9 protein-coding genes are annotated in these 12,518 nt (G+C 72.6%); 3 read left to right on the top strand and 6 right to left on the bottom strand.

Annotated elements, in window-relative coordinates:
• Positions 1–11: 11 nt before the first annotated feature.
• Entirely contained in the window at positions 12–2,225 is a 2,214-nt protein-coding gene (locus DEJ48_RS15005) for an MMPL family transporter (protein ID WP_150216604.1), read from the top strand.
• 15 nt (positions 2,226–2,240) lie between these two features.
• On the opposite strand, the gene DEJ48_RS15010 is transcribed toward DEJ48_RS15005, so the two are convergent.
• Both DEJ48_RS15010 and DEJ48_RS15015 read right to left on the bottom strand, forming a co-directional pair.
• On the bottom strand, positions 2,241–2,819 hold the full coding sequence (locus tag DEJ48_RS15010) for an RNA polymerase sigma factor (RefSeq protein ID WP_150216605.1): 579 nt from the start codon (positions 2,817–2,819) through the stop codon (positions 2,241–2,243).
• Positions 2,820–2,922: 103 nt separating this feature from the next.
• Entirely contained in the window at positions 2,923–3,780 is an 858-nt protein-coding gene (locus tag DEJ48_RS15015; protein WP_150216606.1) for a hypothetical protein, read from the bottom strand.
• Between the two features lie 218 nt (positions 3,781–3,998).
• On the opposite strand from DEJ48_RS15015, the gene DEJ48_RS15020 reads away from it, so the two are divergent.
• Positions 3,999–6,635, top strand: coding sequence for an FG-GAP-like repeat-containing protein (locus DEJ48_RS15020; protein WP_411757457.1), 2,637 nt, complete (start codon positions 3,999–4,001; stop codon positions 6,633–6,635).
• Between the two features lie 21 nt (positions 6,636–6,656).
• On the opposite strand, the gene DEJ48_RS15025 is transcribed toward DEJ48_RS15020, so the two are convergent.
• Positions 6,657–8,246 carry an amino acid ABC transporter substrate-binding protein gene (locus tag DEJ48_RS15025; RefSeq protein ID WP_223832052.1) on the bottom strand — a complete coding sequence of 530 codons (1,590 nt, stop codon included), beginning with the start codon at positions 8,244–8,246 and terminating at the stop codon, positions 6,657–6,659.
• Positions 8,247–8,276: 30 nt separating this feature from the next.
• A complete protein-coding gene (locus DEJ48_RS15030; RefSeq protein WP_150216608.1) occupies positions 8,277–10,493 on the bottom strand; it encodes a hypothetical protein in 2,217 nt (738 codons plus the stop codon).
• 384 nt (positions 10,494–10,877) lie between these two features.
• Here DEJ48_RS15030 and DEJ48_RS15035 point away from each other — a divergent pair, with 384 nt between their 5' ends.
• On the top strand, positions 10,878–11,138 hold the full coding sequence (locus tag DEJ48_RS15035; protein WP_150216609.1) for a hypothetical protein: 261 nt from the start codon (positions 10,878–10,880) through the stop codon (positions 11,136–11,138).
• Here DEJ48_RS15035 and DEJ48_RS15040 read toward each other — a convergent pair.
• Complete coding sequence (locus tag DEJ48_RS15040; protein ID WP_150216610.1) at positions 11,132–11,737, bottom strand: hypothetical protein; 606 nt, start codon at positions 11,735–11,737, stop codon at positions 11,132–11,134. The two genes, DEJ48_RS15035 and DEJ48_RS15040, sit on opposite strands and share 7 nt — an antisense overlap.
• A gap of 78 nt (positions 11,738–11,815) precedes the next feature.
• Positions 11,816–12,337: a hypothetical protein gene (locus tag DEJ48_RS15045; protein ID WP_150216611.1), complete on the bottom strand. Its 522-nt coding sequence runs from the start codon at positions 12,335–12,337 to the stop codon at positions 11,816–11,818.
• Positions 12,338–12,518 lie beyond the last annotated feature (181 nt).

Consider the following 12,518-nt stretch of genomic DNA (forward strand, 5'->3'; position numbering starts at 1 on the left):
GGTAGTCAGCAATGTCCCTCCTCCTGCGGATCACGTCCCGGCCGCGGATCCTTCTCGCGCTCACGGCACTCCTCCTCGCCGCCGCGGCCGTCATCGGCGGCGGCCTGACGGACCGGCTCCAACTCGGCGGCACCGAGGACCCGGACGCGGAGTCGTCGCGCGCGCTCACCGTGCTGAACGAGAAGTTCCCGGCGAGCCAGCCCAATCTCGTACTCCTCGTGCGGAGCGGCGACGACGGGCCCGACGGCGCACGGACCGTCCGCCGGGGGAGCGCGCTGACGCAGCGCCTCGCCGAGGAGGAGGGGATCACAGGGGTCCTCGGCTACTGGCAGAGAAAGGACCCGTCCCTGCGATCGAAGGACGGGAAGCACTCGCTGATCGTCGCCCACATCAAGGGCGACGAGACGCAGGCGGGCAAGGTCTACGACCGGATCGTGGACGAGTACCGCGGCCGGCACGCGGGGCTCGACGTCAAGCTGGGCGGCACCGTGGCCGTCCGCAACGAGGCGCAGCGGCAGACCGCCGACGACCTGGTGAAGTCCGAGATGATCGCGATGCCGATCGTCCTGGTCATCCTGCTGATCGCGTTCGGCAGCGTGGTCGCGGCGCTCCTGCCGTTCGCCATCGGCCTGATCGCCATCCTCGGCACCAACGCGCTCCTGTTCGGCATCACGCATCTGACCGACGTGTCGATCTTCGCGCAGAACCTGACGACCGCGCTGGGCTTCGGACTCGCCATCGACTACGCCCTGCTGATCGTCCGCCGCTACCGCGAGGAGCTGGTCAAGCGCCCGGACCCCGGCAGGGCGCTGGCGGCCACGATGCACAGCGCGGGCCGCACCGTCCTCTTCTCGGCGTCCGTCGTCGCGGTGTCGCTCGCGGCCATGCTGATCTTCCCCATGTACTTCCTGCGCTCGTTCGCGTACGCGGGCATCTCCGTGGTCGTCCTCGCCGCGCTGGCCGCGCTCACCGTGCTGCCCGCCCTGCTCCTGCTCCTCGGGCACCGGGTCAACTCCCTGAAGGTGTTCGGCCGTCGCGGCCGCGGGGACGGGGACGCGGCCGAACGGCGCTGGCGGGGCGTGACCGCGGGCGTCATGAAGCGCGGCCCCGTGGTCACCGTGGTGGTGACGGCGTTCCTCGTCCTGCTCGGCCTGCCGTTCCTGCGCGTCGACTTCGGCACGGTCGACGACCGGCAGCTGGGCAAGCACGCAGAAGCCCGCTTCGTGCACGACGAGATCCGGGCGTCCTTCACGAACAGCCCGACCGGCGGCATCAGCGTCCTGGCGGACGGGGCCGGGCGGGCCGAGGTCGAGAAGTACGCGCGCGGCCTGTCCCGGGTGGCGAAGGTCGACCGCGTGGACACCCCGGTCGGCACCTTCCACGGCGGGAGCCTCGCCGAGCCGGCGAAGGGCACCGGCGGCAGGGTGGTCTCGGGGACGAACTACCTGACCGTCTGGCCCGACCACACGGTGGAGGACATCTCCGCCGACAGCCAGCGCATGGTGCGGGACATCCGCGCCCTCGACCCGCCGTTCCGGGTGCGGGTCGGCGGCCAGGCCGCGATGCTCGTGGACAGCCGCCACGTCATCGGTGAACTGCTCCCCTACGCACTGCTCTTCATCGTCGTGGTCACCATGATCATGGTGTTCCTGATGACCGGGTCGCTGCTGCTGCCGCTCCAGGCCGTGATCCTCAACGCGCTGAGTCTGACGGCGATGTTCGGAGCCGCGGTCTGGGTCTTCCAGGAGGGGCACCTCAGCGGCCTGCTCGGCTTCACCCCCACCGGCTTCATCGAGACCTCGCTGCCGGTCCTGATGTTCTGCCTCACCTTCGGCCTGTCGATGGACTACTCGCTGTTCCTGCTCTCGCGCATCAAGGAGCACTACGACCGCACGGGCGACCACCGCGACGCCGTGCTCACGGGGGTCGCGCGCACGGGCGGCATCATCACGGCGGCGGCCGTGATCCTCGCGGTCGTCATGGCCGGGATCGGCACGTCCCAGATCGCCCTGACCAAGATGCTGGGCCTCGGCACCGCCCTCGCGGTGCTCGTCGACGCCACCCTGGTGCGCTGCCTCCTGGTGCCCGCCCTGATGGGCGTCTTCGGAAGGTCCACGTGGTGGGCGCCGCGGTCCCTGAGCCGGTTCCGCATCAGGGAGGAGGCCCCGCGGGACGACGCGGAACACGATGAGCGGGAGGCAGGACGCCACGCGTCCGTGACCTGACGCCGAGCCGCACGCTCAGCGCAGCCGCTCCCCCAGCCTCCGCAGGCCCCGGTGCGCCGCCGTCCGTACCGCGCCGGGGCGTTTGCCCAGGACCCGGGCCGCCGTCGTCGCGTCGAGGCCGACGATCACGCGGAGCAGGACCGCCTCCGCCTGGTCGCGGGGCAGGGCGGCGACCAGCGCCAGGACCCGTTCCGTGGAGATCGCCTCCAGGGCCGCCGCCGACGTGCTCGCCGGGTCCGGGAGTTCGAGCAGTTCCTGGTCGAACGGGGCGGGGCGCGGGCGGGACTTCAGGCGGCGCAGGTGGTCGAAGGCGCGGTGGCGGGCGATCGTCGCGGTCCAGCCGCGGAACCCCGCCCCGTCCCCGCGGAACCGCCCGAGGTCCCTGGCGATCTCCAGCCACGCCTCGGCGGCGACGTCCTCCGCCGTCTCGCCGTCCGTCCCGACGAGGCCGCGCAGATAGCCGACGAGCCCCGGCTGGACCAGGCGGTACGCGACCGCGAACGCCGCCTCGTCACCCTCCTGGGCCGCCGCGACGGCCCTGCCCAGCTCCTCGTCGTGCGCCTGCGCCCGACGGGGTCCCCCACCCTGGCCCAACCCGCTCCCATCCGGCCCGCTCGGGCGCAGATCGCCGTGCCTGTGCCTTCACGGTCGACTGCGTCGCGGGAAGCGGAAATGTCACAGCGGGAGGCGGCGGGGATCAGACCTCGAAGAGGCCCGCGCCGCCCGGGCCGAACTTCGAGATGTCGATCGTCTCTGCGGCCGTCGGGGCCACCGCGGAGACCGGTTCGCCGTACTCGGACATGCGCATCTTCATGATCTCGCCGTTCTCCTCCGCCTCGACGCCGAGGAGGTACGGCTTGCCCTTCGCGGCCACGTACACCGACGTCCTGTCCTCCCCCTTGTCCTTGTTCTCGACGAGCGGGATGACGTCCTCGCCGTGCCACCGGGACTCGGGGAGGGCCTCGATGACGTCGTCGGTCCCCGGGCTGCCGGGCATCGCGCGGGTGAACTTGTCGAGGTCGCAGCTGTTCACCGGCATCACGCGCCCCGCGCCCCCGCCAGGACCCGTCGGGATCTTCAGATACTTCCCGCTCGCCAGGGCGGTCCGCTCCCGGACGCGCGCGACGGTCTCCGGGCCCCGGCTCGCCGCCATCCGCCGGATCTCCGCGAGCGCCGCGTCGCTGAACCGTACGTACATCGAGCCGCCGCCGACCATGATCATGTCGCCGCGCTGCGCGGGCCCCGCGTCGAAGGTTCCCGTGCAGTTGCCGTCGCGGTCCATGAGGAGCGAGACCTTCTGGTGGCCCTTCGGGGTGTTCATCTCGACGCCGATGCGAACGGACTCCGCCTCCTGGAGCAGCGCCATCGACTCGGTCGCGATCTCCCTGCCGCGCTTCTCGTCCTCGGGCACGAGCTCTTCGAGGGTGCCTCCGGCGTACGTCACCTCGCGGCTCGTGCCGCAGGACGCGAGGCCGCCCACGGCCGCGCCCACCGCGACGGCGCAGAGCGCGGTCCTGCGCAGCCGCCCTCCGGCCGCCCGTGTCCCGGCCCGCACTCGTCGCCCCACCCGTTCCCCCACTTCAAGCCCCACCCGTATCAGCGCACACCATCGGCGCACACAACTCTCACATGAGCCAGCGCATCGGCCCGTCCCTGTGTCACTGCTCGGACGTGCGGGATAGATCACGCGACAAATCCCCCGTGCCGCTACAACCCTTTCGCCGCTCGATCAGTCGTACGAACTCGCTGTGTTCACCTGAATTTCGCCGAGGGGTGGGGCAATTGAGCCCGCGCAAACCGCGTCAAAAGGCGCGTACCACGCATGCGTACCGACCGCTGAGTCTCAAGCGCAGGGCGTGGCTGACGATCGGAGCCGTCGCACTGACCGGTGCGGGTGCGGTGACGTACGCGGTGGCCGGGCCCGGCGACGGCGAAGGTCCCGGCGTCGACCCGCGCGCCGAGCGCCCGACGAGCGTGCACGGCCTTCCGCTGGAGGCCGCCGGCGCGACGAAGCGGGAGCTGCCGCGCACGTCCACCGAGCTGTTCTCCCTCCTCGGTCTCTCGTGGGACGGGGCCGGCGAGGAACTGGCGGGCACGGCTCAGGTGCGCACGCGTGCCGTCGGCTCCGGGGCGTGGAGCGCCTGGCGGGCCGTCGACCTGGAGACGCGGCCCGTGGAGCGGGGCGAGGGCGGCAGGCGTGCCGCGTCCGACCCGCTCTGGGTCGGCCCTTCCGACGGCGTCGAGGTCCGCGTCGTCGCGGCCGACGGGTCGGCGGGCTCCGAACTGCCCGAGGGGCTGGAGGTCAACCTCGTGGACCCGGGCGTGACCGCCCGGGAGGCGAAGGGCACCGCCATGGCCCCCGCGGCCTTCGCCGCGGACGCCCCGGCCCCGTCGCCCGACGCCCCGTCCCCGACGACGGGCGAGCCGGACCCCACCCCGACCAAGCCGACGGCCCCGCCGTCGACGGTCACCCAGCCGCCCGTCATCGGCCGCGCGACGTGGGGCGCCGACGAGTCCGAGGTCAAGGACCCGGCGGAGTACATCGAGAAGGTCGAGGCCGTCTTCGTCCACCACACGGCCGGTTCGAACGACTACAGCTGCGCCGAGTCCCCGTCGCTGGTCCGCGGCATCATGACGTACCAGATGGAGGTCGAGCACGGGACCGACCTCGGCTACAACTTCCTCGTGGACAAGTGCGGCCAGATCTTCGAGGGCCGCGCGGGCGGCATCGCCCTGCCGGTCCGCGGCGCGCACACCCACGGCTTCGACGGCGACTCGACCGGCATCGCCGTCCTCGGCGACTTCGAGGGCGACCCGGCGACGGACAAGCCCGCGGGCAGGCCGAGCCGTGCGGCCCTGGAGTCGGTGGCGCGCGTGGCGGCCTGGAAGCTCGGCCAGTACGGCGGCGACCCGGCCGGCAAGGTGACGCTGACCGCGGCCGACGACACCGGCGTGTGGAAGAAGGGCGACCAGGCCTCGCTGAACACCGTCTCCGGCCACCGGGACGCCTCCGCGGCGCCCTCCCCCGGCAAGAACCTGTACGCGAAGCTCGGTGAGATACGCCGCTACGCCACCAGCGCGGGCCGCAACTCCGCCGTTCCGACCGCCGACTACAACCGCGACGGCATCGCCGATCTGATCGCGGCCACCCCGAAGGCGTCCTCGAACCGCGGCCGCGTGACGGTCGTCCCCGGCGGGCCCGGCGGACCGGTCGGCGCCTCCAGGATCTCCCTGACACAGGCGAGCGAGGGCGTCCCCGGCGCCTCCGAGACCGGCGACGACTGGGGCGCCGCCACCGCGTGGGGCGACCTGAACGCGGACGGGTACGCCGACCTCGTCATCGGCGCCCCCGGCGAGGACGACACGTCCAACAAGGACCGCGGCGCGGTCACGATGCTGTACGGGCCGACGTTCACGTCCGGCACCGACATGCAGCTGTCGCCCGACTTCCACTACCCCGGCGCCCGGTTCGGCGCCGCGGTCGCGTCCGGCGACTTCAACGCGGACGGCAAGGCCGACGTGTTCGCCGCGTCGACGGGCACCGGCGGCTCGTGGGCCGCGCGGCTCGACCCGGAGCACGAGTCGGGCGGCAGCCTCACCCGGGGCGACACGGCCATCGCGTACCCCGACGCCGCGTCCGGCGACTTCAACCGGGACGGTTACGCGGACGTCGCGCTGACCTACCGCGACCAGGCGGGCAAGGGCAAGGTCGCCTGGTTCAGGGGCGGCCGCTCGGGCCTCAGCCGGGTCGGCGTGCTCTCCGTGCCGGGCGGCCGCTCGGTCGCCGTGGGCGACGTCAACGGCAACGGCTACGACGACCTGGTCATCGGCCAGCCGTACACCGCCGAGTCCGGCGCCCACGCGGGCGGCCAGGTCACGGTGGTCCCGGGTACGTCGACGGGCTTCACGACGACCGGCATGAAGACAGTCCACCAGGCGACGTCCGGGGTTCCCGGCGCCGCCGAGTCGGGCGACGCGATGGGCTGGTCGGTCGCGGCGGGCGACTACGACCTCGACGGCTACGCGGACGTCCTGACGGGCGCACCGAACGAGGACATCACCCGCGCCGACAAGAACCGTGCGGACGCGGGCACTTCCCTGCTCCTGAAGGGTTCGGCCGCCGGTCTGACCGGCACGGGCGCGAAGGCCTTCTCGCAGGACGAGCCCGACGTCCCCGGCTCCACCGAGTCGGGCGACCGCCTGGGCTCGTCGGTGACGCTGGCCGACCTGTCCGGCAACGGGCGCGCCGACCTGGCCATCGGTGTCGAGGGCGAGGACACGGGTGACGGCACGATCCTCCAGCTGGACAGCGGGAGTTCGGGCGTCCCCGGCGCAAGCGGGGTCTACTACGGCCGTACGCTCCTGGGCACCCCGGCGGGCGCCCGTCTCGGCCAGTCGCTGACGCCGTAGCCACACCTTCGGCCGGGTGCCTCAGCTGTCGCTGGGCACCCGGCAGTCGTCGGGCTGCGCCCTGCCCTTGGGCCAGCCGACGCCGACGTACCGCAACCTCTCCGTGCGCGGGTCGAGTTCGACGACGGCCACGGGCTTGTCGTAGGCGTTCCCCGCGTTGGTCAGGCAGATCCAGCCGCTGGTCCCGCGGACGCGGTTGACCGCTTCGAGGCGCTGCCACATGTCGGAGACCCGCCTCAGGGGCGGCACCGTGCCCTCGGTCTGGGCGTTGGCGAGCAGCACCGCCTTGGCGATCGTGCGCGTGCCGTCGTACACAAGCATGGTGCGCGAGTCCTCCAGCGGGACGGGCCCGATGTCCCCGGCGCTGCCCTTGTCGATCAGCGTGCGCAGCTTGTCCAGCTCGGCCCGGGGCTCGGTGAAGTAGTCGCGGCGTTCCTCCGCGCGCCTGGTGTCGCGCAGCTCGTGGCCCCAGGAGTCGGGGTGGCCAGGCGCCGCGTACTGCACCGTGACGAGGGGTTCCTTGCCGCCGCCGCGCAGCCGGTCCCAGTCGCCGTCCTTCAGGTAGCGATTGAGCGTGGCCGCGCCGGAGCCGCTGACGATCGTGTACTTCTTGCCGCGGCACTGCACGTCGGCCAGCTTCAGGGCGAAGAGCCGCAGGTGGACGGGGCGCCCCGCGAAGTAGACGTAGCGTGCCGTGGACTGGCAGATGTTCTGGGCGATGAGCGTGAAGTCGTTGCCCGTGTCGCCGGGGTCGGTGATGGAGGGCGACTCGAACGTCTGGTCCTTGGGTCCGGGCGGCCCGTCCTCGTCACGGCTGAAGGCCTTGGCGAGCGAGTTGTTGTAGATGTCGTGCGGCCGCTTGTCCCGCACCAGCACGGTCTGCTCGTCCCTGAGCTCGCCGTGGAAGCTGGCCAGCGCGTCGGCCTGCTGGCGGTTGGTCGGGATGATGCGGGCGAGGCCGGGATAGGGGGCCTTGGCGCTCCCCTCGGGGTTGGCGAGTTCGTCCGCGCTGACGCGGCTCGCGAGGACCGGGATGTGCAGCTCGTTGGTGAGGCGCGCGATGGCCTTCTTCGTGGCGTCCAGGCTGAGGTTGAATCCGGTGACGGCCCGGAGGTTGACCTTCTTGTCGCCCGTCATGTCCGCCAGTTGGTCGACGACGCGCTCCTGTTGGGCGTACGAGTCACCGGGGTTGGCGAGGACGAGCCGCAGCAGCGGGGTGTTCTCCTCGCGGTTGGCCCGGTACTGGGCCAGGTAGGCGCCCTGGATCTCGCTGCGCAGCTGGATGCGCTCGGCGTCGATGTCGGGTTGGAGGGGCAGCATCAGGGCGACGGTGACGTGCGGTTTGTCGCCGACGAACTCCTCGTTCTCCTTGGCGATGGCCCGGGCCACCTTGTCGATCTCCGGTGTCCCGAAGGCATAGCCGGTGCCGTTGACGCCGATGCACTCGCCGCCGTGCTTCTCGACGCCCGTCGCGCAGCTCTCCGGTTCACCGATCGGGGGCAGGAACACGTACAGGAGCACGCCCGCGGCCACGAGGCCGGCCAGCGTGAGGATCCTGCGCATCCAGTTGGCCAAGAACGTGTTGTACAGCCAGTTCCCGAACTGCCTCAACGCTGCCCTCCCTCTCGGTGGTTCGCTCGGTCAGCCGAAGCCGATGTGTTCCGTGCACACGCACCGCTTCAGCGGCTGTTTGTCCTCGGCCCGGTCCCCCCAGTCGCGGGCCATGCGGATGAGGAGGGCGGCCCCGTCCGCCGCCCGCGCCACATCGGCCCCCTCGGGCCCCTGGTAGCGCACCGCCTCGTCGGCGAGCCGGGCCAGCTCCTCGCTGAGCTCCCGCAGGGGACCGCGCAGGACGCCGGGCACGATCTCCTCCAGCGGCTGCGTCCGGTCCTCGGTGAGCCACACGGCGTGCAGGAGCCGGTCGACCTGGCGGCGCAGGGTGTCGCCGCGCACCTGCGTCTCGCCGAGGGCACGCGCGTACCGGTCGTCGGCCACGCCGATCAGCGCGGCGTCCGCGATGGCAAGGAGTTCCTCGCACCACTCGTCGACGGGGCGGGTGCGGAAGGCGTCCGCCAGGTAGCGGGTGACGAGGTCCGCGCCGTCGGAGGCGAGGAGATGGTGCATCCGGTGGGCGGCGGCGGTGACGAACAGCGGGTCGGGGTGGCGGTCGCCCACATCGCGGTAGTGGCCCTGGAGCAGCGCGTGGTCGGCGTGCCAGGCGGCTCCCCGGTCGCGCATCCTGTACAGCCGCCGCGTCAGGAGGCGGCGCAGGCCGAGGTCGCCGATGAAGTGCCGGGGGCAGCCGGGCCAGCCGGTGTCCTCCAGGAGTTCGGCGATGCGGTAGGCATTGAGCCGCTCGGTGCGGTCTTCCTGGACGGCACGCATCAGCGTCTGGGCGCACTCCACGTCGTGCGCGACGGACAGGTGGGTGAGCAGGTCGAGCCAGTGGCTGCGGTGTTCGGGCGGCAGCTCCTCGGGGCGTTCCTTGTCGATGAGTTCGTCGACGAGTACGTCGGCCACCGCGCGGTCGGCGACGGGGCGGCCCTGCTCGTCCTCGCCCGCGCGGACGCGGGCGTCCAGGATCGCCCAGTCCGTGCACTGTTCGGGCGTCGGGAAGGCGGTGGCGGCGGTGGCCTCGCCGAGCCGGGTCACGAACCGCGGCCGGCCGCCGCTCAGCCGGTGCACACCGCTGTGGATACGGAGCCGTACGGCGTTGTCGGGCTGCCCGTGGCCGCCCCGCAGCCGGCCGATCTCGTCCTTCTGCCGGTCCCGGGTGAGCACGGGCATGCGGACGAGGAGGACACCGCGCCACAGGGGCGCGTGGTCGGGGACGCCGCCCGGCGGACGGCTCCACTCGGGGAGCGTCCCGGTGAAGGGCTGCCAGGTCGCCATGGAGTCGTGACTGGTGCCGGCCCTGTGCAGGAAGCGGCCGCCGTCCTCGCGCCGGGCCGTCGCGAAGATCACGAGGCGGTCGTGGTGTCCGCGCTCCCGGTCCTCCAGGGCCGGTTTCACCAGGCGCCGGCCGAGGGAGCCGTCCGCGTGGTCGAGGAGGAGGGCGGGGCGCCCCACGCGCGACATCCGCCCGCGCACCCCGTGGTAGGCGGCGTCGATGTCCTGCCGCAGCGCCCGGAAGAGGAAGCCCTCGGCTATTCGGCGCGCCTCGCCGCCCTGCTGGAAGTCCTCGCCGAGCGCCCGCAGCCCGGCCTGCGGGTGGCCGCCCGCGCCGGGGTACTCGCCGTAGCAGGCGGCGAGCGCCGCCCTGCCCTCCGTGGAGACGCGGGCGAAGAGGCCGTCGAGCAGCGCGTTGAGGAAGGGCCCCGCGAGGGGGCTGGTGACGAGCCCCGCCAGGTAGCCCGCGTAGTTCTTGGCCGTCCCCTTCAGCACTCCGCGCCAGAAGGAGCCGGGCGGCAGGATCCCGTCGAGCCGCCCCACCTCGTCCACCAGGGGCGCGGCGCGGGCGAGCCGGTCGCTGGCCGCGACGGCCGCGAGTCCCGCGTACAGCCGCGGCACGGCGATCCCGCCGCCGTCGCCGCCCCAGTCGCCGTACTGCAGCGCGATCTTGCGCAACGCCTCGGTCACTTCCGAGCGGCTGCCCGGCTGTTCCTCGGCCAGTTCCCGTGCGTCGGTCTGGGCGCAGTCCAGGAACGCGGTGGGCACGCGCGGGCCGAACCGCGACCGTATGCAGCGCAGCAACCGCCCCTTGCCCATGCCGGGTCCGCCGACGAGGAGCACGACGGGCAGGTCGGCGCCGTGGCCGTAGAGCAGCTCCCGTTTGCGCCCGGCCGCGGTCCTGCCGAGCAGCCGGGCGATCAGGCCGCCGTCGTCCAGCAGCTCGTCGAATCCGAGTTCGTCAGGCACGGGCCTCTCCGTGGCCGGATCGGCCGGTCGACACATGAGGACACGTCAGATTAGCTGCGTGGCAGTCCATTTGGGCAGACCTCACCACTCCTCACCCGCTGTCACCACGCGTCCCGGGCCGCTCCCGACTCCCGCGTCGCCGCGGACGAGTCCGCGCCCATATCCGAGAACCGTGCCGCGGCCCTCCATATTTAAAGAAGCCTCGATAATTCGTCCCGCCGCGCTCGATGAAAATTGACGACTTTCCCAAGGGAAAATCTTCCACGTCACGTACAACCATCAACCCAGCTGAAGCGTCTGCTCCCCACCGATTTCCCCGCAGCCTGGTCATCGCCCTTCTTTGTGTTGTATAACCAGCCCGGATTCATTCAGGGGTGGGGGAACATGCGGACCGAGGAAATGGCCGAAAACGCGATGGGGAGCAGAGAAAGCGACGGCTTGGGGGAAGTCGTCGTTCCGGAGGACCCGGACGATCCGACGGTGGTCGGTGAGATATCGAACCGGCGGGTGTTGGCCGTGGGCGGATTACTGCTCGGCATCTGCGCCGGGTTCGTCGTCCTCGGCTTCACCGGAGGGGACGAGCCGGAGCGTCGTCCCGTGCCCACGGCCTCGGTGACGGAGGGGGCCGAGCGCGGCGGTCAGTGATGTCCCCGCGCCCGCCGCGACACCACCGCGCGCAGGACGCGCCGCCCCTCCATGGACACGTCCAGGGCCTGCCGCAGCCCGCCCACCGGGCCCGCGCCCTTGTTGGCGAGGAGTTCGAGTATCCGTACCTGGCGGCGGAGTTCGGCGGCGACCAGCGGCGAGGTGAGGGTGGACACGGCGTCCGTGCGGCCCTCGCGGCGCGCCGCCACCGAGCGGGTGCCGTCGGCGTGCGCGGTGTCGAGGAGGCGGTGGACCTGGAGCGCGGCCACGGAACAGCCGTCGGCCCACTCCCGCACCTCGGCGCCCGAGGGCCCGGCGGGGACCGCGTCGAGCATGCGCCGGGTCAGCGTGGCCGCCTCGTGGGACGTACCGGCGCCGGGCGCCGGGGCGGTCGCCGCGTCGCCGGGGGCCGCCCCGAGCGCGGAGCGCGCCTCGGCCAGGGGGCCCCGCCAGTCGCCGCCCTCCGCGAGCCTCGCCCACAGCGGCCGCAGCACGTCGTCGTCGCCGCCGAGCACCGGCACGCACCGGTCGAGGCAGGCCAGCCCGCTCGCCGCCAGGCCCCAGTCGTCGGCCTGCGCGATCAGCTCCACCAGGCTCATGCTGTACGTCTCCCCCGTCACGGATCCCCCGTCACGGACCCTGCGCTGCCCCTTACTGCGTGCGCCGCCCCGGGAACGTCACTGGGGCACGACGCCGAGCCGGTCGAGGAAGCGGAAGAAGAGTTCCTCCGCGGAGGGTTCGGCGTCCGCGTTCAGTACGTCGAGGAGTGGGCCCCGGGGCACCGTCCTGCCCGACTCCGCGGCCCAGGCCACCGCACGCTCGGCGGCGTCGCGCGGCTCCAGGAAGTAGTCCTCGACGGTCAGTTCGTCGCCGCCGATGTAGCCCGCCATCGCGCGCCGCGCCAGACACGTCGTCCACGCGCCGCTCTCCGGCGCCGCCGCCTCGATGATCACGCAGGAGCTGTCCATGACGTACCCGAAGAGCGCGGGCGCGCCCGACTCGCGGGCCAGCGTGTTCATGTTGCCGACGTCGGGCGCGCCGTTTCCGTCGGTGCCGTCGCCGCCCGGCACTTCCCACACCTGCCACCCGTCGGGCCGCCGGTCCAGGAGGGTCAGCTCGTCGCGCAGGCCCTCCACCGCCGTGAGCTCGGCGAGCGGGCGCTCGCTTCTGCCGACGACGTAGTACCCCCAGTAGCCCATGCCGCGTCCCCCCGCCGTGATCCGCACACTCCGTGCCGCAATCTTGTCGTTCCCGGCCGAATACACCACAGACACAGGCAAGTTCGCTACCGGAAGAGAAGAATGGAACTGTCCCGTCCGGCGCCGCCAGGGCCTGTGCCGGAAGTCCCGTCGTCCGCCCGGAGGGCGGGCCCCGTGCCGG

This window comes from Streptomyces venezuelae (genome assembly GCF_008642315.1).
Lineage (GTDB): Bacteria > Actinomycetota > Actinomycetes > Streptomycetales > Streptomycetaceae > Streptomyces > Streptomyces venezuelae_D.